The organism is Mesorhizobium comanense, from assembly GCF_005503535.1.
Lineage (GTDB): Bacteria > Pseudomonadota > Alphaproteobacteria > Rhizobiales > Rhizobiaceae > Mesorhizobium > Mesorhizobium comanense.
Window position 1 is genome coordinate 74,066 of record NZ_SCNN01000012.1, and the last position, 26,184, is coordinate 100,249.

Consider the following 26,184-nt stretch of genomic DNA (forward strand, 5'->3'; position numbering starts at 1 on the left):
GAAATTACTGGGTGTAATTGTCGCGCGAGGCGCGGAATCCGGCCTTCTTACCGACGCCTGGCGCCGGCGCTGCCGTGGCTTTCGACGCTCTCGAGACGGTCGAGCAATTGCCTGAAGCGGTCCGGAGTGTCGGTTTCGGTGCGAAAGGTCGGCAAGGTGCGCAGAAAGCGCGTCATCGCCTCGGCGCCGAACTGGCGCCTGACTTCGGTGGCGAGCATGTCTCCCTTTTTTGCGTTGTCGCGGGTCATCATTTCAAAAATCCTGTGTCGGCTCCGAAACTCTTCCAGCAAGGGAATGGTTCCCCCATCACGCTCTCGTGGCAAGCGAAGCCGGTCAGTACGGTAAAATTTGAATTAAAAACCGGATATCGCCGTCTTGTGCCGGCTGACCCCGCCAAGGGGCCTAAAGGTCGCTTGCCCCTTGATTTTTGGCCGCCGAACCTCGATATCGGGCACAAAATCCATACCATTCGAGATGACGGGAAACGGCGATGAGCGACCAGGCAAAAGACGAACGCGCGCCCAGCGAAACCGAGGCGGCCGAGGCCAATGCCGAGCGCATGGAAGGCGGCATCGATGGCGACTATGAAGCGCTTGTGCGGCTGCTGAAGGAAAATGAAGAACTGAAGGACCGCGCGTTGCGCACCGCGGCCGAGATGGAAAACCTGCGCCGCCGCACGGCGCGCGACGTGCATGACGCGCGCACCTACGCCGTTGCGAATTTCGCCCGCGACATGCTGTCGGTGTCGGACAATCTGCGCCGAGCCCTGGATGCCATCCCGGCCGAAGCCAAGACTTCGGGCGATGCCGGATTCAAGGCGCTGATCGAAGGCGTCGACCTCACCGAGCGCGCCATGCTGTCGGCGCTCGAGCGGCACGGCGTCAAGAAGCTCGCTCCGGAAGGCGAGAAGTTCGATCCCAATTTCCACCAGGCGATGTTCGAAGTGCCGAATCCCGACGTCCCCGCCAATACGGTGGTCCAGGTCGTGCAGCCGGGCTATTCGATCGGCGAGCGCGTGCTGCGTCCCGCCATGGTGGGCGTCGCCAAGGGCGGCCCGAAAGTTGCCGCTGGGGCGCCCGTCGAGCCGGGACCGGTGAACGAGCAGGCGGAGAAGGATGCGTAGTCAGGGGTTAGGGATTAGGCAGTAGGCATTAGGCAGCCAAGGCAGTCGTATCAATCGCGCGGCTTCGTGCTATTCATGCGCAGTTCCTGATCCCAATGCCTATTGCCTCATGTCCTTCAGTCCCATCGCCCTTCTCGACTATGCCGGCGTTGCCGTCTTCGCGGCGACGGGGGCGCTGGCGGCTTCGCGCAAGCAGCTCGACATTATCGGCTTCCTGTTCCTGGCCAGCGTCACCGGCATCGGCGGCGGGACGTTCCGCGACCTCATCCTGAATGTGCCGGTGTTCTGGGTGACGAACCGAAACTATGTGCTGATCTGCGCGGTCGTGGCGGTCCTTGTCTTCTTCACGGCGCACCGTGTCGAATCCCGCTACAAGCTGCTGCTCTGGCTTGACGCCATCGGGCTGGCCGCCTTTTCGGTGATGGGCGCGGCCAAGGGACTGGCCATCACCGGATCGCCCGCGGTGTCGGTGATCACGGGCATGCTGACGGCGACGTTCGGCGGCATATTACGCGATCTGCTGGCCGGGGAGCCTTCGGTGCTGCTTCGGCCCGAAATTTATGTCACCGCCGCCCTCGTGGGCGCCGCTGTCTTCACCGCCGGGGACGTCTCTGGCCTGCCGTCGCTGGTTTCCAGCCTTGCCGGGTTCTTGGCAGCCCTCGTGGTGCGCGGCGGCGCGCTCAAATTCGGCTGGTCGTTCCCCTCCTACAAAAGCCGCCCCGGCAGGCGGCCCGAGGATATTCCGTGAGTAGGGAATAGTCAGTAGTCAGTAGAGTGTCCGCGATGTCGCGGCGTAGCGCTCACCACTCACTAGGCCGCAAAACGCTGCCCTTCACCGCCATAGTAATTGACGTAACGGGCGCCGATTTCCTTGACCGGCATAACCACGAAGACATCGACGGTGGAAAATTCGCGGTCGATGACGCAACCGTCGCCGATGCGGGCACCGACGCGCAGATAGCCCTTGACCAGAGGCGGCATCGCCGCGATGGCCGCCTTGGCGTTGACCGCCTCGATCGGCATCAGGTCCATGGAGCAATAGCGTCCGGATACCGCGCGCACATCCCAGGCCGAGTTGGTGCGGCAATGATGGGCGAGATAGGTAAGTGCCTCGGCATGCGCCGCCGGCACGGTGCCATGGAAAGAGGCGCAGCCGGTCATCACGCCGATTTCATAGTGATTGATGTAAGCCCAGATTCCTTGCCAGAGCGCCTCGATGGTCCGCTTCGAGCGATATTCTGGCAAAACGCAGGACCGGCCGAGTTCCAGGAAACGCTGTCCGGGATGGCGGGCGATGAGCTTGGTCAGTTCGAACTCGCCTTCGGAATAGAAGCCACCGGCCGCGGCCGCGATTTCTTGCCGCAGCAAGCGGTAAGTCCCGACAATGCGGCGATGCTCGGGGCCGGAAATCGAATTGTCAAAGACGAGCAGGTGATCGCAGAGCGGATCAAACCGGTCAGCGTCACGGCGATCCTGCGCCTGGAACAGGTCCTTGCGGGCGCCAAGCTCATCGTAAAATACCCGGTAGCGCACTTCCTGCGCGGCCGCGATCTCGGCCTCGTTGCGGGCGAGCCGCACTTCGAGGTTGCCGATACGGCCAAGCGCTGCGCCTTTCGTGACAGAATCGACGTTACGTCCGGCAAGCAAAGCGCTGCTGGCGTTCGGCCGAGTGTCACATTCCGGCATAACTGTATGCACGAGTGATTCTCCTTCGAGCCATCCCTCTTGGCACGGGGATACGGTGTAGGTGCAACAGGATTGTGACAGTACCGTGATACGGCGTCGCGGGCAATACTTCGTCGGCTGGCGAAAACGATCAACCGGCTACGTTGCGTGAAGCGATGCGGCCATGCGCCGGAAAAATCGACTCAAGCGGCGACCTGGCCCTCGACGGCATTGACCAGCGCGTCGGGGTCGAGCGGCTTGGTTACGAAGCCGCTGGCACCATGGGCAAGCACCGCATGGCGGGTCTTTTCCTGGCTGTCCGCCGACAGCACCATGATCGGCACGGGCGGCACGGAGGTTTCCTCCTCATGCCGGCGGATCGCGGCGATCGCGTCCAGTCCGTCCATCACAGGCATATGGAGGTCCATCAGCACCACGTCGTAGCGGCTCTTATGGCCGGCGCTGGTGACGGCCTCGACAGCCGCCTTGCCGTTGCCGACCACCTTGACGCGATGCCCCGCCTTCAACAGCGTGGCGCGGGCCAGCATGGCATTGATGTCGTTGTCCTCGGCGATCAGCACGGACAGCCCCTGCTGACGGTTGTTGGCAACGCGGTGGGATGGTGCGCGGCGTTTTTCCGGCAGCGGCTGGGCAGGCGCCTGTGGCTGGCTGCTCAAAAGGACACGCAAAAGTGTTCCGCCGCGCACGGGCCGGGCAAGGAAGGTCGCATAGCCGCTGGCGCGAAACTCGCCAAGCAAGCCGCGATCGGTGGGCGCGATCAGCGTGATGGCCTCGCAATCGGAGAAGCCGTTCTGACGCAGCCGCTTGAGCAGCCGTCCGTCACTTTCTTCCATGGCAGCGTCGACCAGAAGGACGTCGCAGCCCGCGGACAGGGTCGCCGCCTGCGCCGCGGTGGAGGCGATACCGGCCGTGCCGCCGTTGGCGCGGATTGTGCGGGCGATGGCGTCGGCCTCGACTGTGTTTCTGGACACAATGACGGCGCGCCTGCTCGCAAGCGCGTTCAGCCGGCCTTGCGGCGATTCGGTCGCAGCCGTGGCCGGAATCTCGAAAACGAATTCCGAGCCTTGGCCAAGCCGGCTCGAAACCGAGATGGTACCGCCCATGGCGGCGACCAGCCGCCTGGAGATGGCAAGCCCCAACCCGGCACCACCATGCGTGCGCGTCGATGTGCCGTCGGCCTGCTCGAACTCCTCGAAGATCCGCTCCATATCCTCGTCGCGCAGGCCAGGACCGGTGTCGGTGACGGTGAAACAGATGCGGTCGCTTGTCTCTGTGCGCGCGCGCGCGACGCTCACCAGCACGCCGCCGCTGTCGGTGAACTTGATGGCGTTGCCGATCAGGTTGAGCAGGACCTGCCTGACCCGGCCCGGATCGGCTGATATCATCTGCGGCACGTCGGGCTCGACGTGGCAGCCGAGGCCGATGTCCTTGGCGAAGGCGCGCGCGGCCATCAGTTCGATAATGTTGTCGGCGATCTCGCGCACCGACATCGGCTGTGGTTCGGGATCGAAGCGCCCGGCCTCGATCTTGGAATAATCGAGCAGATCCTCGATCAGCGCGAGCAAGGCGCTCGCCGAGGTCGAGATGGCCCCCACATAGGTCTGCTGTTCCGGCGACAGGCTGGTGTCGGCGAGCAGCCTGGCCATGCCCATGATGCCGTTCATAGGCGTGCGGATCTCGTGGCTGACGGTGGCGAGGAAGCGCGATTTGGCCTGACTTGCGTATTCGGCCCGTTCGCGCGCGGTAATGAGGGAGGATTCGGCGCGCTTGCGGGCGGTGATGTCGCGGGCGATGGCGCGGTGCGAAACCGCGCCGCTGTCCTTGTCGCGCACCGACAGTTCGATCCAAGAGAACCAGCGCGGGCCGCTCGGCGAGCGGATGGCGACATCGGTGGAACTCAGGCACTCATGGTCGGAGAAGGCCGCGTCGGGGACGATGCCGACCTCGATGCCGAGTTCGGCTAGGCTCTTGCCTGCGAGATCGCGCTGGTCGGTTTCGACGAGATCGGCGAACACCTTGTTGGCGTAGACGATGTAGCCGTCGCGGTCCCGGTGGATGACGAGGTCGCCAAGCGCATCGATGAGCCCGCGAAAGCGCTCTTCGCTCTCCTGCATTTCCCACATGCGGTCGGCAAGCGTCTCGATCTCGGCGCGGCTGCGGGCGGTGGTCTCGTCAAGCAGGGCGGAGGTGCGGTGGACATTGCGCCTGGCATTGACGTGGATGCCGAGGCCGGCAAGCCCGGCCGCCAGCAAAGCGAGGCTGATGAAAGGGGGCGCTCCCGTCAGATGCGCCATGCCGGCAAGCCCGACGACGGCGATGAATGTCAGCAAAGGCAGGTTTTCGCGCCCGGCCCGCTGCCTGGGAACCAGGGGTGGCGCGACGACGAACCGGCGCGCCGGCGCGTGTACCGCATCGGCGTCGTCGCCCGTGTCCGCTTCTCGCATGCCGGATTGCGCGCTCATGCGAAATCCTTGGCAGAGGAAGATTAGGGAAGCCTGCGGGGGATCATTCGAATTTTAGCGGATGATGTTTTTTGCCCCGGCAGCGGAGGATTTGCGACAGGAGGCGGCTTTCCAGCCGCTGCCCGCGATCGAAAGCCGGTTACATATCGACCACGACGCGGCCGCGAATCTTGCCGTCGACAATGTCGCGCGCGGCGTCGACGATACCGTCGAAGCCGATGGTGGTGGACAGGCTGGCGAGCTTGTGAACATCGAGATCGGAGCCAATGCGCCGCCAGGCTTCCAGGCGGACAGGCTTGGGCGCCATCACCGAATCGATACCGAGCAGGGAAACGCCGCGCAGGATGAAGGGCGCCACGCTCGACGGCAGGTCCATGCCGCCCGCCAGGCCGCAGGCGGCGACCGCCCCACCGTAGGAGGTCATCGACAGCACGTTGGCCAGCGTGTGGCTGCCGACCGAATCGATGCCTCCGGCCCAGCGCTCCTTGGCGAGCGGCTTGGCCGGCTGGTTGAGCTCCTCGCGCGATATCACTTCGGCGGCGCCGAGGTTGATCAGGTACGGACTTTCGGCATTGCGGCCGGTCGAGGCAACGACATGATAGCCGAGGCTGGACAGGATGGAGACGGCGACCGAACCGACACCGCCGGCTGCACCGGTCACCACCACCGGTCCGCGATCGGGCAGGATGCCGTGGCGCTCCAGGGCCATGACGCAGAGCATCGCGGTGTAGCCGGCGGTGCCGACCGCCATCGCGTCATGCGCGCTCATGCCTTCCGGCAGCGGCACCAGCCAGTCGCCATTGACGCGGGCGCGCGCGGCATAGGCGCCGAAATGCGTTTCGCCCACGCCCCAGCCGTTCAGGATCACCTTGTCGCCCTTGCGCCAGCCGGCATGCGAAGACGAGACGACGGTGCCGGCCAAATCGATGCCTGGCACCAGCGGCCAGCGGCGGATCACCGGCGCCTTGCCTGTTATGGCCAGCCCATCCTTGTAGTTGACGGTCGTTGCTTCAACCGCGACGGTGACGTCGCCCTCCATCAGGTCGGCATCGGTCAGCTCGGTTACGGCGACCGACTGCCTTTTCTCGGCATCGCGCGAAACGAGAATGGCTTTGAAGGTGTCCGACATCTTTTTCTCCGCGAAATTGCCTGGCGGGTGAACTGTGCGGCGCGTGGCGCCCGGGGTCAATCTTTGGAAGGTTCGGCGTTCGAGGCCTTGGCCTCGCGCCGCCAGCCGATGAGCTCGTCGAAAACGACCAACGCCGCGCCGACGGAGATGAAGGCGTCGGCGAGGTTGAAGACCGCGAAGGACCAGACCGGCGTGTGGAACAGGATGTAGTCGATGACATGGCCGTAGACGGCGCGATCGATGAGATTGCCCAGCGCGCCGCCGATGATCAGGGCAAAGCCGGTACGGGCGACGATGTGGCCCACCGGCGTGCGCGTGGCGAGATAGAGAACGAAGGCCACGACCACCACGGCCACGAGCACCAGGCCGGTGTCGCCGAAGGAGGAAAACATCGAGAAGGCGATGCCGGTGTTGTAGGTGCGAAACAACGCCAGGAACGGCACCAGGTCGAGCTTTTCCTGAAAAGGCAGCATGGTCTCGACCAGGTGTTTTATCCATTGGTCGAGCGCGATGGCCAACAGGACGAGCAGGGCGTAGGGAGACCACGATTTCAAGGTTGGACAGCCCTCATTTCGAGTCCGTGACGGGGTCGAGCTTCAGCGCGCCGCGCCGGATCTCGAACAGCATGATGCCGGTGGCAACCGCAAGATTGAGCGAATCGGCACGACCGGCCTGTGGAATCCTGAGCAGTCTGTCGCAACTCGCCGCGAGGGTTTCGGGCAGACCCTGCTGTTCGTTGCCCATCATCAGCAGCACCGGCCCGCGTGAAAAATCGACCGAGCGATAATCGACGGCGCCCTTCAGATGCGTGCCAGCGACAAGGCCTGAAAAACCGCCGCGCCAGGCAAGGAAAGCCTCGGTCGTCGCCTTGGCCACCGGCACTGCGAAGATGGAGCCCATGGTGGCGCGCACCGTTTCCACCGAAAAGGGATCGGTGGTGTCGCCGACCAGGATGACGCCCTTGGCGCCGACGGCATCGACGGTGCGGATGACGGTGCCGAGATTGCCGGGGTCGCGCACCCGGTCGAGCGCCACCCAGACATCGCCATTGTCGGCGCGGATGTCCTTCAGCGGCAGGAATTTCTGCGAAAACACGCCGACCACCATCTGCGGATTGTCGCGGCGGGTGATGGCGACAAGCACTTTTTCCGAGACTTCGAGCACGGTGCCGCCAGCGGCGACCGTGCGTGCCGCTGCCTTTTCCACCGCCGCGTTGCCGCGTCCGGCCTTGGCGAACACAAGCGTCCTGATCTGCCAGCCGAGATCGAGCGCGTCGATGACCAGTTTCAGCCCTTCGGCCATGAAGGCGTTCTGCTGGTCGCGGAATTTCTTCAGGGCCAGCGCCTTGATGTCCTTGACCAGCGGATTGGCGAGGCTGGTGACTTCCTTCACCTGGCCCGGTGCCCCGGCATGCCGTTCGTTCATTTCAGGCCACCCAGCGCGAAAACAATGAAGTCGACAGTGCCCGGCCGGCGGACTTTTCGCGGATGATCAGCTCGCCCGATTCGACCCTGCCGCCCATGCCGGCAAAGGTGTCGCGCATCAAGGCGTGGATGGCGAAGAAGGAGGCGCGAATCGAATAGGCGGTCAGCACCACTGCAAGTGGCTTCGGCGTCAGGATCGAACGGCAGAGATCGGTCAGGGCAGGGAGGTCTTCGAACAATTGCCAGACCTCGCCCTTGGGGCCGCGGCCATAGGCCGGGGGATCGAAGAGCACGATGTCGTAGCGGCTGCCGCGGCGTTCCTCGCGCTCGGCGAATTTCACCGCGTCCTCGACGATCCAGCGGATCGGCTTGGAGCCAAGTCCGGCCATTTCCTGGTTTTCGCGCGCCCAGCCGATCGCCTTCTTGGAAGCATCGACATGGGTGACCTCGGCACCGGCGCGGGCAGCCACCAGGGACGCGAGTCCGGTATAACCGAACAGGTTGAGCACCTTGACCGGTCGCTTGGCGGCCTCGATCAGGCCGGCCATATGGTCCCAGTGCGAAGCCTGTTCGGGAAAGACGCCGACATGGCGAAACGAGGTGAAGCGGCCGAGATAATCGATGCCGTCATGCTTCATCGGCCAGGTCTCGCCGAGCGGCGTCCTTGGAAAACGCCAGCGGCCGATGCCTTCCTCGTCGGTGTCGCCGGTGAAGATGGCGTCGGCACGCTCCCAGTCTTTCGCGGGGAGCGCCTTCTGCCAGATCGCCTGACCTTCAGGGCGCACGATGCGGTAGGGACCGTATTGTTCGAGTTTTTCGCCCGCACCGCTGTCGAGCAGCGCGTAATCGGCGTTCGGTGACACTTCGAGAATCAGCGGCAGCCGTTCGGCAGGCAAGGGGCCGTCGCGGCGGGCAAGGATGCGCGGCGCGGTTTTCGGTTCGGTGCGATCGTCGGTTCTGATCTCATGCCGCTCGCGCGGCTTGGCATCCGGTCGTGCGGCGCCACGCGGCTCGTGCGGACGCGGCTCTCCGGTTCCGCCTTTCGCGGGCGGGCGGTTGTCGCGGCGTTTGTCGCGAAAAGACTTCAAGCAGGAGCATCTCCGAGCGGCGTGCCGCTTTTGGCATAGGGCAACCGGCTACGCAACCAAGTCCGCCGTCGCAGCCGCCAGCGTTCATGACGGCAAGCAATGGACCAATTTCAAAGAAACAGGCAAATCTGCCTGATGTCCCGCTCCGAACGCCTGCTCGATCTCATCCAGTGCTTGCGCCGCCACCGCCGGCCGGTGAGCGGGCGGATGCTGGCCGATGAGCTCGGCATTTCGATCCGCACACTCTATCGCGACATCGCCACGTTGCAGGGGCAGGGGGCGCCGATCGAGGGCGAGGCGGGGCTGGGCTATGTGCTCAAGCCCGGCTTCATGCTGCCGCCGCTGATGTTCTCCGACGAGGAGATCGAGGCCATCGTGCTCGGCTCGCGCTGGGTCGCCAAGCAGCCGGACCGGCGCCTCTCCGCCGCCGCCGGCAACGCGCTGGCCAAGATCGCCGCCGTTCTGCCACAGGATTTGCGTGAGGATCTCGATGCCTCGACGCTGCTGGTCGGGCCCGCCATGACGGCCATCGAAGGCATAGACCTCGGCGTCGTGCGGCAGGCCATCCGCAACGAACGAAAACTCGGCTTTCTCTACCGCGACGCCGGCGGTGCTGCTTCGCAACGCGTCGTCTGGCCGTTCGCGCTCGGCTTCTTCGACAAGGTGCGGGTGGTGGTGGCATGGTGCGAGACGCGCCAGGATTTCCGGCATTTTCGCGCTGACCGCATCGCCGAACTGAAGACACTTGATGCGCGCTACCCGCGCCGCCGCCTTGCGCTGCTCAAGGAATGGCGGGCGACTCTCGACAAGCCGCGCGGGTCATGAGCGCTACTGCCAGAATCTGACAGTATCCTACTCTAGGTTCAGCAGATCGAAACGCTGACCCCCCGGAGAGTACACATGACCACCCCGAATTTCGTCATCCTCTATGTCGACAAGCCGCTTGAGAGCGGCGCCTTCTACAGCGCATTGCTCGGTCGCGAGCCGGTCGAGAGCGCGCCGACCTTCGTGCTGTTCGTGCTCGACAATGGCTTCAAGCTCGGCCTCTGGTCGCGGCATACGGTTCAGCCGGCGGCGGAAGCTGCAGGTGGCGGAGCCGAGATTGTGTTCGCGCTGGAGACGCCCGAGGCGGTCGACGCCACCCATGCCGACTGGGCCGGGCGCGGGTTGAAGATCCTGCAGACGCCGACCGACCTGGATTTCGGCCGCACCTTCGTGGCGCTCGATCCCGACAATCATCGCCTGCGTGTCTACTGGCTGTCCGATGGGGAACAGAAATGAGCGCGTACTGGATCGCGGTTGCGTCGGCCGAACATGTCCGGCGCGGCCGCAAGGACGGCTTCATGCAGGTCAATCATGGCAAGGCGGCGCCGCTGCGCCGCATCAGGCCTGGCGACGGCATCGTCTATTATTCGCCGACGACGATTTTGGGCCAAAAGGACGGCCTGCAGGCCTTCACGGCGATCGGCATCGTGCGGGAGGGAGAACCCTATCAGGGCGAAATGGGCGGCGGATTCACGCCGTTCCGCCGGGATGTCGACTGGGCGGCGTCCGGGGAAGCGCCGATCAAGCCGTTGCTGGACCGGCTAGAGTTCACCGCTGGCAACGCGAACTGGGGATATCAGCTCCGCTTTGGCCTGTTCCCGGTCAGCGCTGCCGATTTCGCGCTTATCGCCGAAGCGATGGGCGCCGGGATTGCAATCGCGAATCAGGCTCTCAATCCCTCGTAGACCGCGATGCCGGCGGCCAGGTCCTCAAGGGCCGCGCCGACGGATTTGAACAGCGTGATCTCATCCTCGCTCGCGCGGCCCTGCTTCTGGCCGCGCGCCAGTTCATGCAGGTCGGCGACGATGGCCTCTGGCTTGAGCACGCCGGAAGCGAGCGGGATGACGATGTCGCCGGCTTCCTTGGTGGCGCCGGCACGGGTGTCGACATAGACCCGCGCGCGCCGTATCGCGTCATCGTCGCTTTCGCGCATTGTCGGGGTGAAACCGCCGACCATATCGACATGAGCGCCCGGCTTCAGGCGCGCGCCCTTGATCAGCGGATCGGTTGCTATCGTCGCCGATGAGACAATGTCGGCCTGGCTCAACTCCGCATCGAGATCGCCAGCCGCTTGCGCCGCGAAGCCCTCGCCGCGAAGCTCCGCCGCGACCTTTTCGGCATTGGCCGGGGTGCGGTTCCAGATGCGGATGGTCGTGATGGGCCTTACCGCCGAATGGGCCTTGGCCAGAAACGGCGACAGCGCGCCGGCGCCGATCACCAGCAGTCGCGAAGCGTCCTGCCGCGCCAGATAGGACGCGGCCAGCGCCGAGGCGCAGGCCGTGCGCCACTGCGTCAGCCGCTGCCCGTCGATCAGGGCTTCGGGTTCGCCGGTGGCACCGTTGAGCAGGAGATAGAGGCCCATCACTGCGGGCTTGCCGATGGCATTGTTGTCGGGCGAGACGGTCACGATCTTGACGCCGATATGGCCGCCGGCGGACGTGCCGGCGGCGTTGAAGTCGGTCCATGCCGGCATCAGCAGCAAGGTCGAGGCCGCTCCGTCGGGCCGCTCGACCGGATGATGATGCCGCACCGGCTGCACCGCTCCCTCGCGGAAGGCCGTGCGCAACGTCTCGACCAGCCCGGAAAAAGTCAGCGCGCGGTCGACCTCGGCGGCCGAAATGGTCAGCATGAAAAGCTCCGTGGAACGAAAGGCGCCGGGCGGCGGCTCAACTGGTCGGTTTGGGCAGCGCCGGTCCCTGCGGCGCGGCCGGTGCGCGGCTGACCGCCTGGCGCAGGCTTTCCGCCTCGACGCCGCGCTGGCGCGCCAGCTTGCGGTAACGGCCCTGCTTGACCCAGGTCGCCAGGCTGCCGACGACCATGCCGATGGCGAGTGCCAGGAACAGGAAGATGAACAGCGGCAGGCTGAGCGTCAGTTTCGGATTGCCGGGGTTGAACGGGTCGAGCGTGAAGGCGACCAGTTCGCGGTTGGCGACGGCCAGCGCGATCAGGATGATCGCCAGGGGCACGAAGACCACGATGAGCATGAAGCGATTGAGCATGATATCTTTCGTCGCGAGCTGGCCGGATAGGGCCGTCCTGCCGTGAGGCGGCGCCTACTTGCCGCCATTCAGCCTTTCGCGCAATTCCTTCCCGGTCTTGAAGAACGGCACCCATTTCTCCTCGACCTCGACGGATTCGCCGGTGCGCGGATTGCGGCCGGTACGCGCCGGTCGGTTTTTTACCGAAAAGGCACCGAAGCCGCGCAACTCGACCCGGTTGCCTTCGGCAAGCGCGTCGGTGATCTCGTCGAAGATCGCGCCGACGATGTTTTCGACATCGCGCAGGAAAAGATGCGGATTGCGCGTGGCAATTATCTGCACAAGTTCGGACTTGATCATCAGACGGGTCCCCGTGAAAGCAGTGCGGTCAAATTATGAGGATGATTTTATTGGCTTTTTCAGCAGTCCCAACGGCGCTCAAGGGTGCCAGACGGAAACGAGACCGTCAAGGAACAAGCGGTCGGCGCCCAGTTCGTGGATGACGTCGCCGCTGTAGTCGGGCAGGCCGAGCGCGCTGCCGATCGTTTTGATCATTGCTTTCGACCACAGGAAGCTTCCGCGCCGCTCGGTATCTTTCCATTCGACCACCTTGAGCTTGGCATCCACGCCCTTGGTCGCCAGCCAGTCGACGGCCTCGGTCTCGCCGCCGACGGCGTCGATGAGCCCGTTGGCGACGCCCTGACGACCGGTGAAGATCGAGCCGTCGGCGAGCGCCAGCGCCTGCTCGTGGGTCATCTTGCGGCGTTCCGCCACGATGCCGACGAACCAGTCGTAGCTGTCGAGGATGAGTTTGCGGACCATGGCGCGTTCGTCGTCATTGGTCGGCTTGAAGGGTGAGGGCGAGGCCTTCAGCGGTGAGGATTTCACTTCCTCCAGCTTGATGCCGAGCTTGTCCATCAGGCCGCTGACGTCGGGATACTGGATCAGCACGCCGATCGAACCGACGATCGAGGTCTTGCGGGCGACAATGTGGTCGGCCGCGCTTGCGATCATGTAGCCGGCCGATGCCGCGAGCGTGCCGACCTCGGCCACGACCGGCTTGTCGGCGGCCACCTTGCGCACTTCCTCGTAGATCGATTCACCGCCGACGGTGGTGCCGCCGGGTGAATCGATGGCAAGGATCACGCCCTTCACCTTCGACGATTTGCGGATGTCCTCCAGCCGCTTGATCAGCTCCTCGTCCTCGGTGATCGTGCCTTCGATCCTCACCTTGGCGATATGGTCGACCGCCGAGCCGCCAAGATCGTCGCGATAGAACCATGCCGACAGCGCGATCACGCCCAGCGCCACGATGCCCAGGGCAACGACACGCCAGAATGTCAGCTTGCGCCGCAAGCGGCGGCGGTCGATCAGGTCGTCGGCTCTCAATGCCATGGTCAGCCTCACGGTCGGCGGGAAGAGACGCTTTTAGACCATGACGTCTCCATCGGGAAGCAATTCCGTCTCGCCATGGCGCGGCAATCCGCGCGGGACGGCCGCATGCTGTCCGTTTTGTGATTGGCTCGGGTCAGGGGCGCAAGGTAAGGGAGAGCAACGAGGGTGATGAAAAACGACGCAAATACGTCTATTTCTGCTATGAAGCACCGGCTGTTGTGCTGATGCGGTTTTCGTCTGTACAAGACAGCTGTCACATTTTTGCGGTTTTCGTCGGCTTGTGCTTGCGTGAGGGCACTGGCGTCCCACCTATAGGCAGTATTCTCCGGCGGGCGGGATTTTAGAAGAAAGCAGTCATGTTAGCGCGATCGAATGAACCGACCAGCCCGGAGACGGAGTTGGCTCCCCCGGCGGACGGCCGGTCGCGCAGCGATGCGTTCGACCGCGCCCAGCGTCATTCGCGCCGTGTGCGGGTGCTCAAGTTCGCCGTGCCAATGGCCGCGGCGTTGATAGCCGTCGCCTTCCCGGTCTATTCCTATCTCGCCGCACCCGTGTCCGTCGCGGTGCAGACGGAAAGTACCGCTTTTTCAAATGGTAAGCTGGTGATGGCCAATCCGAAGCTCAACGGCTTCACCAAGCTGAAGCAGCCCTATTCGATGACGGCGCTGCGTGCGATCCAGGACGTCGCGACGCAAGGAATCATCGAACTCGAAGGCATCGACGCCAAAGTGCCCATCGCTCCCGACAATGTCGCGGCGGTGAAGGCCTCACGCGGCACTTACAATCGCGATGGCAACACGATGAGCCTCAAAAGCGATGTGACGATCACCACCACCGACGGTATGCAAGCCAAGTTCAAATCAGTCTTCCTCGACATGGGCAAAGGCACTATGAAGACGGATGATCCTGTCGATGTCAGCCGTGGCGGATCGCAGATCACGGCGGCCTCGATGTCGGTCCAGGATAATGGCAAGATCCTGGTGTTCGAGAACAAAGTGCGTGTCAACATCGATCCCGCCGTTCTGAAGGCGGCTGAGGCAAAGGGCGAGGAAGCGAATGTGGCTCAATAGTTCGACACGGCTGATGGCCGCAACTTTCTCGCTGTCCTTGCTGGGCCTCGCGCCGGCGCTGGCCCAGTCGGGTCCCACCACGCTCAAGCTGGCGGGCGACAAGCCGATCCAGATCGAAAGCGACAAGCTGGAAGTCCGTCAGGCAGACAGTGTCGCCATCTTCACCGGCAACGTCACCGTCGTCCAGGGGCCGACCTTGATGAAGGCCGGCAAGATGCTGGTCTACTACGTCAAGGATCCGAGCGCGGGCGCCAAGGGCGCTGAAGCCGCCGGGGCAGCCGCCATGACCGGTTCGGCGAACATCGACCACCTCGAGATTTCCGACAAGGTCTACATCAAGTCGGACCAGCAGGTTGCGACCGGCGATCAGGGCAGTTTCGACATGAAGAGCCAGGTTCTGGTCCTGTCGGGCAAGAAGGTCGTGCTCTCGCAGAACGACAATGTTCTGGTCGGCTGCAAGCTGACCGTGCAGATGAAGAGCGGGCTGGCCCAGGTCGACCCATGCGCCGGGCAGCGCGTCCAGATGTCGATCACGCCCCCGCCGAAATCGGATGCGTCGAAATCCGGAGCGACGAACCCCTGATGGCCAGCCTGTCGTCGCTGACGGCGCGTCTTCCGGGGCGCGCCGCGGCTAAGGTTTCGGCTCCGGCCGTGGTCACCGACAAGGCGAAGTTCAAGGGAACCTTGATCGCCAAGGGCCTGACCAAGAGCTACAAGGGCCGCAGGGTGGTCGACGGCGTGACCATCGGCGTGCGCGCCGGCGAGGCCGTCGGGCTGCTTGGCCCTAACGGCGCCGGCAAGACGACCTGCTTCTACATGGTCACCGGCCTGGTGCCGGTGGATGAGGGCTCGATCGAGATCGACGGTTTCGATGTCACCTCGATGCCGATGTACCGCCGCGCGCGCCTGGGCATCGGCTACCTGCCGCAGGAAGCCTCAATCTTTCGCGGGCTGAATGTCGAGCAGAACATCCGTGCCGTGCTCGAAGTGGTCGAGAAGGACCGCAAGGTTCGCGAGCGCAACCTCGACGAACTGCTCGAGGAGTTCCACATCAGCCATCTGCGCAAGTCGCCATCCATGTCGCTGTCCGGCGGCGAGCGGCGGCGCCTGGAAATCGCACGCGCGCTGGCGACGCGCCCGGCCTACATGCTGCTTGACGAGCCGTTCGCCGGTATCGATCCGATCGCGGTGGCTGATATCCAGCAGCTGGTGCGCCACCTGACGGCACGCGGCATCGGCGTGCTCATCACCGATCACAATGTACGCGAGACGCTGGGCCTGATCGACCGCGCCTACATCATCCATGCCGGTCAGGTGCTGACCCATGGCCGAGCCGACGAAGTCGTGGCCAATCCCGACGTGCGTCGGCTCTATCTCGGCGAGGGATTCACGCTTTAGACGGCGCACGGCTCCGTGGAGATGGCGGCCGTTCGGCCCGATATTTTCTGACGCGAAGGCGGAATCTTTCCGTCCTGCTGGAATGGCTCTCAGTGTAAAAATTGTTTCCTGGCGTGATTTTTTGCGCTTGGCGGCCCGTTTTCCGGCGATTTTGCCGCGGGCTAACGCTCCGGTAAGCGGGTTTTGCTAGGCTTTGCCTTGACAAGCAAAAGCCGGGCCAGTCTCTATGTCCGGCCGTGAAATTTGTTTTCCGGAAGTCTGGATGCGTACAGGAGGCGTTTGAGACCGAACCATGGCGTTGGCGGCGAAACTACAGCTCCGACAGTCGCAGTCGCTGGTGATGACGCCGCAGCTGATGCAGTCGATTCGGCTGCTGCAGTTTACCCATGTCGAGCTGGAGCACTTCATCGACGAGGAAATCGAGCGCAACCCGCTGCTGGAGCGCGCCGAGCCGCAGGATGACGCCGCGAGCGACCAGACGCAGAAGGCCGAGGCGGAGCCGCCTGTCGCCGCCGACGGCGACTGGTTCGAGAACGAAGCGGGCTGGAGCGCCGAAGCGATCTCGGAAAAGCTCGATACGTCGCTCGAAAACCTGTTTCCAGACGATCCCGGCACCAGCGAGCGGTTGGGCCCCGACCTGACGGCGCAATGGAAGTCGGCTTCGGGCGGTGGCGGCGGTTCCTCGTCGGAAGGGCTCGACGCCGGCGACATGGCGGCCTCGGCGATTACCTTGCGCGACCATGTCGGCGAGCAGATCGCGCTTGCCTTCGCCGATCCCGCGGCGCGGCTGATCGCCAGGGAACTGGCCGACGGTCTTGATGAAACCGGCTATGTCAGGGCTGATGTTGCCGAGATCGCCGCGCGCCTGGGCACCGATGTCGCCGCGGTGGGCAAGGTGCTGGCGGTGTGCCAGACTTTCGAGCCTGCCGGGCTGTTCGCCCGCGATCTTGCCGAATGTCTTTCGCTGCAGCTTGCCGTGCGCGACCGGCTCGATCCCGCGATGAAGGCGCTGGTCGCCAATCTGGAGCTGCTGGCGCGGCGTGACTTCCAGGCACTGAAGCGGCTCTGCGGTGTCGACGAGGAGGATCTGCTCGACATGCTGGCCGAGATCCGGGCGCTCGATCCACGCCCGGGCATGGCGTTTTCTGGCGGCGCCAGTGACGCCATCGTCGCCGATGTCGAGGTCCGCGCCGCCAATGACGGCAGCTGGGCTGTCGAACTCAATGCCGAAACGCTGCCGCGCGTGCTGGTCGACCATATCTATTTCGCGCAGGTCTCGCCGCATGCGAAGAACCAGGCGGAAAAGGACTTCCTGGCCGAATGCCTGCAGAACGCCAACTGGCTGACACGCAGTCTCGACCAGCGGGCAAAGACGATCCTGAAAGTGGCCTCGGAGATCGTGCGCCAGCAGGACGCCTTCCTGGTCCATGGCGTCCGGCAGCTGAAGCCGCTCAACCTTCGCACCGTGGCGGATGCCATCGGCATGCACGAATCGACCGTCAGCCGCGTTACCGCCAACAAATACATGCTGACGCCGCGCGGCGTGTTCGAACTGCGCTATTTCTTCACGGCCTCGATCGCAGCATCGGGCGGCGGCGACGCGCATTCCTCGGAAGCGGTGCGCGACCGCATCAAGCAGTTGATCGACGAGGAGAAGCCAGTTGACGTGCTGTCCGACGATGCGATCGTCGACATGCTCAAGGAGAGCGGGGTCGACATTGCCAGGCGCACGGTCGCCAAGTACCGGGAAGGCATGAATATTCCCTCGTCGGTGCAGCGGCGGCGCGAAAAACGGGCGCTGGCCAGCGCCGGGCGCTGAGGTCAGCCGTTTTTCCACAGCTTTCGAGCTTTATTGACAAGCTGCGGTGAAGTGGCTAGAAGCCCGCCCGCATGAGACGGGCCTGATGCCCGCTAGCGGATGGTCCGTCACGACAATGACCTCGGGACGGTCAAAAAGGCGGCTTGTGATCAACCGGAAAGTTCGGATTTAAATCGGCGCGAGTGACGCCGCAAAGCTTGTGCGCACGGATCACGAGTATAAACTCGGGCGAGTTTGAAGCCTGAGCAAGGAAGGTCAGTTTTCAGATGAATCTGCGCATATCGGGAAAACACATGGATATCGGCGATGCGTTCCGCACACGCATCAACGATCGTGTCGGCGAAGCGATCGGCAAGTATTTCGACAGAGGCTTCGCGGGGCACGTCACCGTCATCAAATCGGGGTCGCGCTATCAGGCCGATTGCATGATCCGGCTGGATTCCGGCGCCTCGCTGCAAGCCACGGGCGATGCCCAGGATCCGACGCTTGCCTTCGAGGCGGCGGCCGACCGGCTGGAGACCCGGCTCAGGCGCTACAAGCGCCGTCTCAAATCTCACAATTCGGGCAATGGCAATGGCGAGTTGACCGACATCGCCTACACGGTCATGGCGCCGCTGGCCGATGACGACGAGGAAATCCCGGAGGATTTCGCGCCGGCCATCGTCGCCGAATCGACCATGACGCTGAAGACCATGTCCGTGGCTTCAGCGGTCATCGAGCTCGATACCAAGGACAGTCCGGTGTTCGTTTTTCGAAACGCCGGAACCGACCATCTCAATATCGTCTATCGCCGGCCCGACGGTAATATCGGCTGGATCGACCCGTCCACGACCAAAGTCGCGCAGGGATAAAAAGCCAGCCGCACGAGGGGTGGGGACTGGCGACGGCAGGCGAACAAGGATTTTCAAGCATGGATCTGAGCGATCTTATCAGCGTTCCGGCGATCTTGCCGGCGTTGAAGGCGAACTCCAAGAAGCAGCTTCTGCAATTGCTCTCCGAGCGGGCGGCCGCGATTTCGGGCATTCCTGAGCGGGAGGTTTTCGATACCATCCTGCAGCGCGAGCGGCTGGGTTCGACGGGCGTCGGCAACGGCATCGCCATTCCGCATGGCAAGCTTGCCGGTGTGAAGCGTATCGCCGGTGTTTTCGCGCGGTTGGAAACGCCGGTCGATTTCGAATCGCTCGACGACCAGCCTGTCGATCTGGTGTTTCTGCTGCTGGCGCCGGAAGGGGCGGGCGCTGATCACCTGAAGGCGCTCTCGCGCATCGCCCGGGTGCTGCGTGACGCCGACACGGTGGCAAAGATCAGGGGAACGCGCGACGCTTCGGCGATCCACGCGCTCTTGTCGGATACGCCGGCCTCGCACGCGGCCTGAAGCCTTTTTTGAGGGAACCGCCAAGGGCCGCCATGAGCGGCCCTTTTTGTTTCAGCCCACCAACGACCTTCAGTGAATGGCGACGGTGGTCAGGTCGTTTTCCATGGCGCCGGCCAGTGCGCGGTCGCGCGCATCGGAGAGCAGGATCGGCTGGCCATTGGCGGCAAACAGGGCCCAAAGTTCCATGCCGGGCGCGATCTCGCCGATGTTGGGGAAGCGGCCGAGCAGTTCGTCGCTCGAGACCTTGCGCAGATAGGCGACAGAGCCTTCGCCGAGATGGGCGAATTCACCGCTTGTCATGGTGATGGTTTCGTCAGTTCTGGTCATTTCAAGCCTCCTTGGCGCGAGACGCCGCCCCGTCCTGGGGCAACAGGCCATCCCGCATGAGAGCCATCGGCAAAGATCAGTCTTTCACCGATATGTTTATTTTCCGTACCAGCCGTTCAGCTTCCGGCCGATCGAGGTCGATCGACAAAAGGCCGTTCTTCAATTCCGCCGCGATCACCCGCATGCCGTCGGCCAGCACGAAGCAGCGCTGGAACTGGCGCGCGGCAATGCCGCGGTGGAGGAATTCGCGCTCGGTGTCGTCGGTCTGACGGCCGCGCACGACCAGCTGGTTCTCCTCCGTTGTCACATCGAGATCGCTTTCGGCGAAGCCCGCCACGGCAAGCGTTATGCGCAGCCTTTCGGCCTTGCCGTCGGCGCCGCTGAGGCGCTCGATGTTGTAGGGAGGGTAGCTGTCGCCGGATTTCGCCAGACGCTCCAGGGTCTTTTCCATGGCGTCGAAACCCAGGAGAAGCGGGCTGGAGAAAGGCGTCATTCGGCTCATGTTACACTGTCCTCTCAAGAGCGACATAAACTGGAAAAACCCTGCTGGCATTTTTCCCGATGCCCTTGATATGGTCCGCTCCGCGGCCAAGTTCAAGCCATCAACGGACCCGCCCAAAAAGTCCCGGTCGTGGACTCACAGGAATAATCGATATGGCGCTTGAAACGACGCGCGGATGCAAGGAGAAGCGCGGGTCGGGGCCGTTCCCGATCGAGCGCTTCGGCGGTTTGCAGCCGGTGCGGCGTTCCTCGGCGCACGCCCGGCCCGGTGAGTTCACGGCCAGTCAAACAAGGAAATGAAATGCCCCAGCCACGTAAGATCATCATCGACACCGATCCAGGCCAGGACGACGCCGTCGCCATTCTTTTGGCGCTCGGCAGCCCCGAACTGGACATCGTCGGCATATCGGCCGTCGCCGGCAACGTGCCGCTGAAGCTCACCGAAAAGAATGCTCGCAAGATCTGCGAACTGGCCGGGCGGCCCGACATCAAGGTCTATGCCGGCGCCATCCGTCCGCTGGTGCGCCAGCTCGTCACCGCCGAGGAGGTGCACGGCCAGACCGGCCTCAACGGACCCCAGCTTCCCGAACCGGTGATGAAGCTGCAGGACCAGTATGCCGTCGATTTCATCGTCGAGACGCTGATGCGGGAAGAGAGCGGCACCATCACGCTTTGCCCGCTCGGGCCGCTGACCAACATCGCGCTGGCGCTGATCCGCGAACCGAGGATCGCGCCGCGCATCAAGGAAATCGTGCTGATGGGCGGCGGTTATTTCGAAGGCGGCAATGTCACGCCGGCGGCGGAGTTCAACATCTACGTCGATCCGCATGCCGCCGATGTCGTGTTCCGGTCGGGCATTCCGATCGTTATGATGCCGCTCGACGTCACCCACAAAGCGCTGACCACCACCCAACGCACCCAGGCCTTCCGCAAGCTCGGCACCAAGGTCGGCATCGCCACCGCCGACATGCTGGAATTCTTCGAACGCTACGACGAGGGCAAGTACGGCACTGATGGCGGGCCGCTGCACGACCCCTGTGTCATCGCCTACCTGCTGAAGCCGGAGCTGTTCAAGGGACGCCACTGCAACGTCACCGTCGAGACCGCCTCGGAACTCACCATGGGCATGACCGTGGTCGACTGGTGGGGCGTGACCAAGCGGGAAAAGAACGCCATGGTGATGCGCGACATCGACCATGACGGGTTCTTCGCGCTGCTGGTGGAGAGGCTGGGGCGGCTTTAGGGCCGCCCCTTCACCCGTTTGGCAATCGATAGGTGTCCGCGCCGTGCTTGTGGTGCTGCCGCTCCACCCGGACTTGCGAGCCAATCATGTGCGGTGTCTCTACTTCGCCATCGACAAACACCAGTTCAGCGGTGTCCTCGAGACGAATTTCATATCTATAGCGAAATCCCTGACCGACAGCAGTTTTCGGATTGAGAGGCATCGTCGTAACGTATTCGACGTTGCCTCCAACCAATTGTGTGCCAACAATTGGGTCAGCTTGCCTCATCATGACAGGAACCAGAAGCCCAAGGGCGAGAGCGCAAAACATAGTTACAGCGATAGCTGCTCCACCGAACTCTTCCCGAAGCAAAAGCAGGCGATTTCTAGAAGAAAACCAGGATGTGCCCATACCCGATAGGTAAGGCGGCTATGAAACGTCCTTCAAGAGGTCCATCAAAATTAACCCCGATGGTTCATCCTATTCCTGGCGGGTGGTACTTCGTCTGTTGCCGGCTCGACTGCTGCCCGCTACTTCGACCTCGATAACGCCAGCCACAGGCCGCCGCCGACCATGAAGCTGCCGCTGATCCGGGACAGGAGCTTGACGCGGCTGGCCGAGAGCATGCGGCCGGCGCGGCCGGCGGCCAGCGCGTAGGTCGAATCCGACATGGCGGCGAAGATCATCGCGGTCAGGCCCATGACGATAATCTGCAGCGAATAATTGCCTTGCGGCGCTATGAACTGGGGGAAGAATGCGCCGAAGAAGATCAGCGTCTTGGGATTGCTCAGCGCCACCAGAAAGCCTTGCAGGAAGAAGCCGCCGCGCGGCTTCCGGGCTGTTCCGTCAGGGTTCAGCGTGCCCTTGGAGCGGAACATCTGCACGCCCATCCAGATCAGGTAGGCGGCGCCGATCAACCGCACCCATTCGAACCAGTGGCCCATGCCCGATATCAGCGTGTTGAGGCCGATACCGACGATAGCGATCATGATAGCGAGCCCGGCCTGCGTGCCGGCGACATTGGCAAGTCCGGCGCGGGCGCCATGCCGGATGCTGTTGGCGATTATCAGCGTGACCGTGGGCCCGGGAACGAGGATGATGACGATGCAGGCGAGAACATAGGCGGCGTAAAGTTCCAGCGACATGATTTTTCTCCGGCTGCGCCTTTACGAGGCTGCTTGAGGTAAATCAATGCATGGCGGCAGGAGCGACGCAAGCCGGCCGCGAAATGCCGTGTCGCCGCACGCGGATCAGGCGCCCGCGGGCCAGGGCAGCGTCCTCTCATAGGCTGCCGCGGCCCTGAGCACGGCGAGGTCGCCGCGCGGCCGGCCGATCAGTTGCATGCCCATCGGGCGTCCCCTGCCGTCGAAGCCGACCGGCACGTTGACCGCTGGGCAGCCGCCCAGCGTGGCATAGGCGGAAACCTGCATCCAGCGGTGATAGCTGTCCATCGCCTGGCCGGCGACTTCGCGGGGCCAGTGTGTGGCGAGGTCGAAAGGGAAGACCTGCGCGGTCGGCAATGCGACCAGGTCGAAGCGGTCGAAGATATCCAGCAAGGTGCGATGCCAGGACGTGCGCACGACCGAGGCCGCGCGGATCTGCGGCGCCGTCAGCCGCATGGCGTTTTCGACTTCCCAGACGGCCTCAGGCTTCAAGAGGCCGCGCTTTGACGGATCGTCATAGTGGACCTTCAGCGCGCAACCGCTGCTGGCCTGGCGCAGCATCACGAAGGCCTGCCACAGCGCTTCGAAATCGAAATCCGGCAGCAGGGGCTCAGTCTGGAAGGATGCGTCCGCGAACCGGCCAAGTGCCGTCTCGCACAGATCGAGGATGCCGGCTTCAAGCGGCAGATGACCGCCGAGGTCGCCGAGCCAGGCGATGCGGCCGCCGGTCGCGGCGGCGGCAAGCCCGTCCAGGAACGAGCCTTGCTTGTCGTAGGACAAGGGCGCCTGCGGATGGTAGCCGGCCTGAACGTCGAGCAGCAGCGCCATGTCGGCGACATTGCGGCCCATGGGACCCTCCACGCCCATCTGCGCGTGGAAGACCTCGAAGTCCGGTCCGCCGGGCACGAGCCCCTGCGAGGGACGAAAGCCGTAGACATTGTTCCACGCCGCCGGGTTGCGCAGCGAACCGCCGAAGTCGCTGCCGTCGGCGACCGGCACCATGTCGAGCGCCAGCGCCACCGCCGCGCCGCCGCTCGAGCCGCCGGCGGTGAGCGCGGGATCGAACGCGTTCAGCGTCGGCCCGAACACGGTGTTGTAGGTGTTGGAGCCAAGCCCGAATTCAGGGACGTTGGTCTTGCCGATGATGATGGCGCCGGCCTTTCGGATACGTTCGACGAAGAAATCGTCTTCCGCCGGGATGAAATCGGCGAAGATCGGGGAACCGAAGGAAGTACGCAGGCCCGTGGTCGAAGCGAGATCCTTGATGGCGATCGGCAGGCCGAACAGCGAGCCGGCTTCCTGCCCCTGCTGTCGGCTGGCGTCGGCGGCATCCGCCTCGCGCAGAATGTCGGCTCGGTCGCGCAGGGAGACGATGGCGTTGACCTGTGGGTTGACCGCCTCGATGCGGTCGAGAAAGGCCGTGACCACCTCGCGCACCGACAGTTTCCCGTGCCGGATCGCGGCGGCCAGTTCGACTGCGGACAGGCGGCAGATGTCGCCGGCCGGCGGCACGGCATGTTTGGACTCAGGGCGCATGCGATTGCCTCAACGCGACGTCTGGAGGGCCTGGTCGACTTCCGCGGCCAGCGGGATCGCCGGCTGGGCGCCCGGCTTGAGGCATGCCAGAGAACCGGCCGTGCCGGCGCGCTCCAGTGCCTTATCGAGTGTGAGGCCAGAAGAGAGGGCGGCGGCGAAGTAGCCGCAAAACGTATCGCCGGCGCCGACCGTGTCGACCGGGGTGATCTTCATGGCCGGAACGGTCAGAAACTCATTCGGCGTCGCCGCCATCACGCCATCGCCGCCAAGCGTGACGACAATGGTGCGACCAGTCTTCGAGGCGTAGTCGCGCATGCGCGCGGCGCGGTCCCGGCCGCTCAGCGCCAGCGCCTCGCCATAGAGGTCGAATTCGGTCTCGTTGGCGACCGCATAGTCGGCCTTGCCCAGGAATGCGGCCGCGGCGCCGTTGAACGGCGCCGTGTTGAGCACGGTGACGGCGCCGGCGGCCCTTGCCTGGTCCAGCGCCGCATCGACGGTCCCTAGCGGGATTTCGTGCTGGAGGAGCACGACGTCGCCTTTTTTCAGAAAGGCCTTGGCGAGATCGCCGGGCAACACCGAAGCATTGGCGCCGGGCACGACGGCGATGATGTTTTCGCCGTCGTCGCCGACCATGATCAGCGCCGTGCCTGTCGAGGCGAAGGTCTCGGCGACGCCGGACAGGTCGACGCGGGCCGCTCGCAGCAATGCCAGCGCTTCGGCGGCGAAGCTGTCCTTGCCGACGGCACCCACCATGCGCACCTGGGCACCGGCACGGGCCGCCGCCAGCGCCTGGTTGGCACCCTTGCCGCCGGGCGCGGTGGCGAAACCGGAACCGCTCACGGTTTCGCCCGGGCTCGGCAAGCGGTCGACATTGGCGATGAGGTCGAGGTTGATCGAGCCGATGACGATAATCAAGGAATGCCTCCTGCCAGCGCCGGCCGCAAAATCAGGATCGACTTTCGGAAGGCACGGTGTTTGTTCAAGATGGTGAGGTTCGCTTGCGCATCGAAATGGATGCGCGTTACCCCGGTCGCGCGGGAAGCTACCGCTTCATGCGCCGACTTTCCAGACCATGCCGGGATCAAACGCGATTTGTCGCGTCATTCGCACCGCACGGTGACGGTGCCTTGGTAGCTGCCGGCCGGAAAGATGCCGCTCGACTTGGCGGCGGTGAGGTCGATCTGCATGGGATGCGTGCCGTTGGCGATCCTTTGCGGCGTGCTTCCCGAAACGTCGGCGCCGGAGCCATCGAGGCGGAAAACAGAGACAAAGGTCACATTGGTGCCGCCGCCGCTCGGCGCGGATGAGAATGCGGCAGGCGCCGGCGCTGAAACGGAATAACAGTCGAGCAGGTTGAGCAACGAGCAGAGCAGCGAGCTTGCCACGACGGTGGCGCTCGCGCTCGACCCTCCCGCCTGCTTGGAGCTCAAAGTGTTTATCGTCGGATTTGGCATCATCGTTCCCGACGAGCCGACCATGATGGTGCAGGTGCCGATGATGGCGGCCCGCGCCGGGAGGCAGAGGCCCGCAAACACCGCCGCTGCAAGCAGCACGCGGCTACTTCTTCTTCTTTTTCTTGCCATCGCTGTTCCCGGTCCTGATGCTCCAGCCTTCATTGGCCCATCCGGGCGATGCGGCAGTGGGGGCGGCGGCGGCCACGCTCGCGGGCTGGCCATCGGCGCCGACGCCCATCTTGAGGAGTTTCAGCTCCAGTTGCAGGCGTTCGACCTCGAGTTCGTAGAGCCGGCTGCAGTCGAGACGTTTGGGCGTGCGTCCGATGGGTATCACCACGCGGCCGTAAGTGGCGACATCGTTGTTCGACTGGTTGTTGCCCCTGATGACGCCGAGATCGAGATAGGCGCCCGAACCCGAGACGGCGGAGCGGCAGGTCGTGCCGTCCGCGGCGTGGACTTCGTCCTGGCCCTGCGGCAAGGTCACGCCGGGCAGATTGAAGCCGCTCTCATTCTGGTTGAGGTTGTAGACGTCCTCGGCCCGAACCGGCGAGATCTCCGTCGACAGCGCGGCAAGCGCGACCGTCAGGATTTGCGGTGCCCAAAGAACTTTCCGCATATCTGTGCCCTTATCTGCGTCTGTTGATTGGGAAAGGGGATGCTTTCGGTACAGATACGCACTTTACGCTCGGCGGCGCCGCCAAAGGGCACGACCACGAGGACGGGACGGGAAGCCTGGGAACCCAACTGGAAGACGCTGGGAGAAATCCTGGCGTCGACCGGCTGAAAGTCCTGGTCGTAGACGTGGACTTCGACCTTGATCTTCTGGTCATAGGGATTGGCCGGGAAGACGCGGACCGCGAAGGCGTCGGTGAAGCTGTTGACCTCGCCCCGCATCGGCGACATCGACTGGGCCCCGGCAGCGGCCGGGATCAGGGCAACGGCCAGTGCCGCCGCCAGGGTTGGAACATGTGTCACGGAGTTCTCCTTG

32 protein-coding genes are annotated in these 26,184 nt (G+C 64.0%); 12 read left to right on the top strand and 20 right to left on the bottom strand.

Annotation, left to right across the window (positions count from 1 at the left end):
* Positions 1 to 47 precede the first annotated feature (47 nt).
* A complete protein-coding gene (locus FFS37_RS20500) occupies positions 48 to 251 on the bottom strand; it encodes a hypothetical protein (RefSeq protein WP_137932791.1) in 204 nt (67 codons plus the stop codon).
* A 239-nt stretch (positions 252 to 490) separates the two neighbouring features.
* On the opposite strand from FFS37_RS20500, the gene grpE reads away from it, so the two are divergent.
* Together grpE and FFS37_RS20510 are read left to right on the top strand one after the other, a co-directional pair.
* On the top strand, positions 491 to 1,123 hold the full coding sequence (gene grpE / locus FFS37_RS20505) for a nucleotide exchange factor GrpE (protein ID WP_137932792.1): 633 nt from the start codon (positions 491 to 493) through the stop codon (positions 1,121 to 1,123).
* 109 nt (positions 1,124 to 1,232) lie between these two features.
* Positions 1,233 to 1,871, top strand: coding sequence for a trimeric intracellular cation channel family protein (locus FFS37_RS20510; protein WP_137932793.1), 639 nt, complete (start codon positions 1,233 to 1,235; stop codon positions 1,869 to 1,871).
* A gap of 62 nt (positions 1,872 to 1,933) precedes the next feature.
* Here the strand turns inward: FFS37_RS20510 and FFS37_RS20515 are convergent, their stop codons facing one another.
* From FFS37_RS20515 to FFS37_RS20540, 6 genes are all read right to left on the bottom strand, one after another.
* Entirely contained in the window at positions 1,934 to 2,821 is an 888-nt protein-coding gene (locus FFS37_RS20515; protein WP_137932794.1) for a GNAT family N-acetyltransferase, read from the bottom strand.
* A 170-nt stretch (positions 2,822 to 2,991) separates the two neighbouring features.
* On the bottom strand, positions 2,992 to 5,271 hold the full coding sequence (locus FFS37_RS20520; protein ID WP_137932795.1) for a PAS domain-containing hybrid sensor histidine kinase/response regulator: 2,280 nt from the start codon (positions 5,269 to 5,271) through the stop codon (positions 2,992 to 2,994).
* Positions 5,272 to 5,410: 139 nt separating this feature from the next.
* On the bottom strand, positions 5,411 to 6,400 hold the full coding sequence (gene acuI / locus FFS37_RS20525) for an acrylyl-CoA reductase (NADPH) (RefSeq protein WP_137932796.1): 990 nt from the start codon (positions 6,398 to 6,400) through the stop codon (positions 5,411 to 5,413).
* Positions 6,401 to 6,456: 56 nt separating this feature from the next.
* Complete coding sequence (lspA, locus tag FFS37_RS20530; RefSeq protein WP_137932797.1) at positions 6,457 to 6,954, bottom strand: signal peptidase II; 498 nt, start codon at positions 6,952 to 6,954, stop codon at positions 6,457 to 6,459.
* A 13-nt stretch (positions 6,955 to 6,967) separates the two neighbouring features.
* Positions 6,968 to 7,825 (bottom strand): TrmH family RNA methyltransferase, encoded by an 858-nt coding sequence (locus FFS37_RS20535; RefSeq protein ID WP_137932798.1) that lies wholly within the window; start codon positions 7,823 to 7,825, stop codon positions 6,968 to 6,970.
* 1 nt (position 7,826) lies between these two features.
* Positions 7,827 to 8,912, bottom strand: coding sequence for a class I SAM-dependent rRNA methyltransferase (locus FFS37_RS20540; protein WP_137932799.1), 1,086 nt, complete (start codon positions 8,910 to 8,912; stop codon positions 7,827 to 7,829).
* Between the two features lie 135 nt (positions 8,913 to 9,047).
* Here FFS37_RS20540 and FFS37_RS20545 point away from each other — a divergent pair, with 135 nt between their 5' ends.
* The 3 genes from FFS37_RS20545 (at position 9,048) to FFS37_RS20555 (ending at position 10,642) form a co-directional block, all read left to right on the top strand.
* A complete protein-coding gene (locus FFS37_RS20545; RefSeq protein ID WP_137932800.1) occupies positions 9,048 to 9,737 on the top strand; it encodes a helix-turn-helix transcriptional regulator in 690 nt (229 codons plus the stop codon).
* 75 nt (positions 9,738 to 9,812) lie between these two features.
* A complete protein-coding gene (locus FFS37_RS20550) occupies positions 9,813 to 10,193 on the top strand; it encodes a VOC family protein (RefSeq protein ID WP_137932801.1) in 381 nt (126 codons plus the stop codon).
* Positions 10,190 to 10,642 carry an EVE domain-containing protein gene (locus FFS37_RS20555; RefSeq protein ID WP_137932802.1) on the top strand — a complete coding sequence of 151 codons (453 nt, stop codon included), beginning with the start codon at positions 10,190 to 10,192 and terminating at the stop codon, positions 10,640 to 10,642. The genes FFS37_RS20550 and FFS37_RS20555 overlap by 4 nt, the downstream gene beginning before the upstream one ends.
* Here the strand turns inward: FFS37_RS20555 and lhpI are convergent.
* The 4 genes from lhpI to sppA form a co-directional block, all read right to left on the bottom strand.
* A complete protein-coding gene (gene lhpI, locus FFS37_RS20560; protein WP_137932803.1) occupies positions 10,621 to 11,586 on the bottom strand; it encodes a bifunctional Delta(1)-pyrroline-2-carboxylate/Delta(1)-piperideine-2-carboxylate reductase in 966 nt (321 codons plus the stop codon). The genes FFS37_RS20555 and lhpI overlap by 22 nt on opposite strands.
* Before the next feature lie 37 nt (positions 11,587 to 11,623).
* Positions 11,624 to 11,956 carry a DUF1049 domain-containing protein gene (locus FFS37_RS20565; protein ID WP_137932804.1) on the bottom strand — a complete coding sequence of 111 codons (333 nt, stop codon included), beginning with the start codon at positions 11,954 to 11,956 and terminating at the stop codon, positions 11,624 to 11,626.
* Between the two features lie 54 nt (positions 11,957 to 12,010).
* Positions 12,011 to 12,295, bottom strand: coding sequence for an integration host factor subunit beta (locus tag FFS37_RS20570; RefSeq protein ID WP_006200394.1), 285 nt, complete (start codon positions 12,293 to 12,295; stop codon positions 12,011 to 12,013).
* Positions 12,296 to 12,373: 78 nt separating this feature from the next.
* Positions 12,374 to 13,330: a signal peptide peptidase SppA gene (sppA, locus tag FFS37_RS20575; RefSeq protein WP_137932805.1), complete on the bottom strand. Its 957-nt coding sequence runs from the start codon at positions 13,328 to 13,330 to the stop codon at positions 12,374 to 12,376.
* 356 nt (positions 13,331 to 13,686) lie between these two features.
* On the opposite strand from sppA, the gene lptC reads away from it, so the two are divergent.
* From lptC to ptsN, 6 genes are all read left to right on the top strand, one after another.
* Entirely contained in the window at positions 13,687 to 14,400 is a 714-nt protein-coding gene (lptC, locus tag FFS37_RS20580) for an LPS export ABC transporter periplasmic protein LptC (RefSeq protein WP_137932806.1), read from the top strand.
* Positions 14,387 to 14,983 carry an LptA/OstA family protein gene (locus tag FFS37_RS20585; RefSeq protein ID WP_137932807.1) on the top strand — a complete coding sequence of 199 codons (597 nt, stop codon included), beginning with the start codon at positions 14,387 to 14,389 and terminating at the stop codon, positions 14,981 to 14,983. The genes lptC and FFS37_RS20585 overlap by 14 nt, the downstream gene beginning before the upstream one ends.
* Complete coding sequence (gene lptB, locus FFS37_RS20590; RefSeq protein ID WP_137932808.1) at positions 14,983 to 15,798, top strand: LPS export ABC transporter ATP-binding protein; 816 nt, start codon at positions 14,983 to 14,985, stop codon at positions 15,796 to 15,798. The genes FFS37_RS20585 and lptB overlap by 1 nt, the downstream gene beginning before the upstream one ends.
* Positions 15,799 to 16,090: 292 nt before the next feature.
* Positions 16,091 to 17,617 carry an RNA polymerase factor sigma-54 gene (gene rpoN / locus FFS37_RS20595; RefSeq protein WP_137932809.1) on the top strand — a complete coding sequence of 509 codons (1,527 nt, stop codon included), beginning with the start codon at positions 16,091 to 16,093 and terminating at the stop codon, positions 17,615 to 17,617.
* A gap of 266 nt (positions 17,618 to 17,883) precedes the next feature.
* Positions 17,884 to 18,468, top strand: a complete 585-nt coding sequence (hpf, locus tag FFS37_RS20600; protein ID WP_137932810.1) for a ribosome hibernation-promoting factor, HPF/YfiA family — start codon at positions 17,884 to 17,886, stop codon at positions 18,466 to 18,468.
* A gap of 59 nt (positions 18,469 to 18,527) precedes the next feature.
* The gene (ptsN, locus tag FFS37_RS20605) at positions 18,528 to 18,992 is read left to right on the top strand and encodes a PTS IIA-like nitrogen regulatory protein PtsN (protein ID WP_137932811.1); all 465 of its coding nucleotides are present in this window, start codon (positions 18,528 to 18,530) and stop codon (positions 18,990 to 18,992) included.
* Between the two features lie 69 nt (positions 18,993 to 19,061).
* Here ptsN and FFS37_RS20610 read toward each other — a convergent pair whose 3' ends face one another.
* Together FFS37_RS20610 and FFS37_RS20615 are read right to left on the bottom strand one after the other, a co-directional pair.
* Positions 19,062 to 19,319, bottom strand: coding sequence for a BQ00720 family protein (locus FFS37_RS20610; protein ID WP_137932812.1), 258 nt, complete (start codon positions 19,317 to 19,319; stop codon positions 19,062 to 19,064).
* A 76-nt stretch (positions 19,320 to 19,395) separates the two neighbouring features.
* Positions 19,396 to 19,821, bottom strand: a complete 426-nt coding sequence (locus FFS37_RS20615) for an Hsp20 family protein (protein WP_137932813.1) — start codon at positions 19,819 to 19,821, stop codon at positions 19,396 to 19,398.
* A 300-nt stretch (positions 19,822 to 20,121) separates the two neighbouring features.
* On the opposite strand from FFS37_RS20615, the gene FFS37_RS20620 reads away from it, so the two are divergent.
* Positions 20,122 to 21,063, top strand: coding sequence for a nucleoside hydrolase (locus FFS37_RS20620; protein ID WP_137932814.1), 942 nt, complete (start codon positions 20,122 to 20,124; stop codon positions 21,061 to 21,063).
* Between the two features lie 10 nt (positions 21,064 to 21,073).
* Here the strand turns inward: FFS37_RS20620 and FFS37_RS20625 are convergent, their stop codons facing one another.
* The 7 genes from FFS37_RS20625 to FFS37_RS20655 all read right to left on the bottom strand — a co-directional run bounded on the left by FFS37_RS20625 (position 21,074) and on the right by FFS37_RS20655 (position 26,171).
* A complete protein-coding gene (locus FFS37_RS20625) occupies positions 21,074 to 21,334 on the bottom strand; it encodes a hypothetical protein (protein ID WP_171026351.1) in 261 nt (86 codons plus the stop codon).
* Between the two features lie 239 nt (positions 21,335 to 21,573).
* Positions 21,574 to 22,188 carry a LysE family translocator gene (locus FFS37_RS20630; protein ID WP_137932816.1) on the bottom strand — a complete coding sequence of 205 codons (615 nt, stop codon included), beginning with the start codon at positions 22,186 to 22,188 and terminating at the stop codon, positions 21,574 to 21,576.
* A gap of 105 nt (positions 22,189 to 22,293) precedes the next feature.
* Entirely contained in the window at positions 22,294 to 23,742 is a 1,449-nt protein-coding gene (locus FFS37_RS20635) for an amidase (protein ID WP_137932817.1), read from the bottom strand.
* Positions 23,743 to 23,751: 9 nt separating this feature from the next.
* Positions 23,752 to 24,657 carry a ribokinase gene (locus tag FFS37_RS20640; protein ID WP_137932818.1) on the bottom strand — a complete coding sequence of 302 codons (906 nt, stop codon included), beginning with the start codon at positions 24,655 to 24,657 and terminating at the stop codon, positions 23,752 to 23,754.
* Positions 24,658 to 24,842: 185 nt separating this feature from the next.
* Positions 24,843 to 25,325, bottom strand: a complete 483-nt coding sequence (locus FFS37_RS20645) for a hypothetical protein (RefSeq protein ID WP_171026352.1) — start codon at positions 25,323 to 25,325, stop codon at positions 24,843 to 24,845.
* Positions 25,300 to 25,812 carry a hypothetical protein gene (locus tag FFS37_RS20650; RefSeq protein WP_137932820.1) on the bottom strand — a complete coding sequence of 171 codons (513 nt, stop codon included), beginning with the start codon at positions 25,810 to 25,812 and terminating at the stop codon, positions 25,300 to 25,302. Before FFS37_RS20650 ends, FFS37_RS20645 begins: the two co-directional genes overlap by 26 nt.
* Positions 25,779 to 26,171 carry a hypothetical protein gene (locus tag FFS37_RS20655; protein ID WP_137932821.1) on the bottom strand — a complete coding sequence of 131 codons (393 nt, stop codon included), beginning with the start codon at positions 26,169 to 26,171 and terminating at the stop codon, positions 25,779 to 25,781. The genes FFS37_RS20650 and FFS37_RS20655 overlap by 34 nt, the downstream gene beginning before the upstream one ends.
* Positions 26,172 to 26,184 lie beyond the last annotated feature (13 nt).

Bases quoted from the DNA above. Each gene is read 5' to 3' on its own strand.
- acuI (WP_137932796.1), bottom strand. From the start codon at position 6,400: ATGTCGGACACCTTCAAAGCCATTCTCGTTTCGCGCGATGCCGAGAAA.
- FFS37_RS20510 (WP_137932793.1), top strand. From the start codon at position 1,233: ATGTCCTTCAGTCCCATCGCCCTTCTCGACTATGCCGGCGTTGCCGTC.
- FFS37_RS20615 (WP_137932813.1), bottom strand. From the start codon at position 19,821: ATGAGCCGAATGACGCCTTTCTCCAGCCCGCTTCTCCTGGGTTTCGAC.
- FFS37_RS20520 (WP_137932795.1), bottom strand. From the start codon at position 5,271: ATGAGCGCGCAATCCGGCATGCGAGAAGCGGACACGGGCGACGACGCC.
- FFS37_RS20550 (WP_137932801.1), top strand. From the start codon at position 9,813: ATGACCACCCCGAATTTCGTCATCCTCTATGTCGACAAGCCGCTTGAG.
- FFS37_RS20645 (WP_171026352.1), bottom strand. From the start codon at position 25,325: ATGGCAAGAAAAAGAAGAAGAAGTAGCCGCGTGCTGCTTGCAGCGGCG.
- FFS37_RS20565 (WP_137932804.1), bottom strand. From the start codon at position 11,956: ATGCTCAATCGCTTCATGCTCATCGTGGTCTTCGTGCCCCTGGCGATC.
- lptC (WP_137932806.1), top strand. From the start codon at position 13,687: ATGTTAGCGCGATCGAATGAACCGACCAGCCCGGAGACGGAGTTGGCT.
- FFS37_RS20585 (WP_137932807.1), top strand. From the start codon at position 14,387: ATGTGGCTCAATAGTTCGACACGGCTGATGGCCGCAACTTTCTCGCTG.
- FFS37_RS20555 (WP_137932802.1), top strand. From the start codon at position 10,190: ATGAGCGCGTACTGGATCGCGGTTGCGTCGGCCGAACATGTCCGGCGC.
- hpf (WP_137932810.1), top strand. From the start codon at position 17,884: ATGAATCTGCGCATATCGGGAAAACACATGGATATCGGCGATGCGTTC.
- FFS37_RS20500 (WP_137932791.1), bottom strand. From the start codon at position 251: ATGATGACCCGCGACAACGCAAAAAAGGGAGACATGCTCGCCACCGAA.
- FFS37_RS20545 (WP_137932800.1), top strand. From the start codon at position 9,048: ATGTCCCGCTCCGAACGCCTGCTCGATCTCATCCAGTGCTTGCGCCGC.
- FFS37_RS20630 (WP_137932816.1), bottom strand. From the start codon at position 22,188: ATGTCGCTGGAACTTTACGCCGCCTATGTTCTCGCCTGCATCGTCATC.
- grpE (WP_137932792.1), top strand. From the start codon at position 491: ATGAGCGACCAGGCAAAAGACGAACGCGCGCCCAGCGAAACCGAGGCG.
- FFS37_RS20610 (WP_137932812.1), bottom strand. From the start codon at position 19,319: ATGACCAGAACTGACGAAACCATCACCATGACAAGCGGTGAATTCGCC.
- lptB (WP_137932808.1), top strand. From the start codon at position 14,983: ATGGCCAGCCTGTCGTCGCTGACGGCGCGTCTTCCGGGGCGCGCCGCG.
- FFS37_RS20620 (WP_137932814.1), top strand. From the start codon at position 20,122: ATGCCCCAGCCACGTAAGATCATCATCGACACCGATCCAGGCCAGGAC.
- rpoN (WP_137932809.1), top strand. From the start codon at position 16,091: ATGGCGTTGGCGGCGAAACTACAGCTCCGACAGTCGCAGTCGCTGGTG.
- FFS37_RS20570 (WP_006200394.1), bottom strand. From the start codon at position 12,295: ATGATCAAGTCCGAACTTGTGCAGATAATTGCCACGCGCAATCCGCAT.
- ptsN (WP_137932811.1), top strand. From the start codon at position 18,528: ATGGATCTGAGCGATCTTATCAGCGTTCCGGCGATCTTGCCGGCGTTG.
- sppA (WP_137932805.1), bottom strand. From the start codon at position 13,330: ATGGCATTGAGAGCCGACGACCTGATCGACCGCCGCCGCTTGCGGCGC.
- FFS37_RS20625 (WP_171026351.1), bottom strand. From the start codon at position 21,334: ATGATGAGGCAAGCTGACCCAATTGTTGGCACACAATTGGTTGGAGGC.
- FFS37_RS20635 (WP_137932817.1), bottom strand. From the start codon at position 23,742: ATGCGCCCTGAGTCCAAACATGCCGTGCCGCCGGCCGGCGACATCTGC.
- FFS37_RS20535 (WP_137932798.1), bottom strand. From the start codon at position 7,825: ATGAACGAACGGCATGCCGGGGCACCGGGCCAGGTGAAGGAAGTCACC.
- FFS37_RS20650 (WP_137932820.1), bottom strand. From the start codon at position 25,812: ATGCGGAAAGTTCTTTGGGCACCGCAAATCCTGACGGTCGCGCTTGCC.
- lhpI (WP_137932803.1), bottom strand. From the start codon at position 11,586: ATGCTGACCATTTCGGCCGCCGAGGTCGACCGCGCGCTGACTTTTTCC.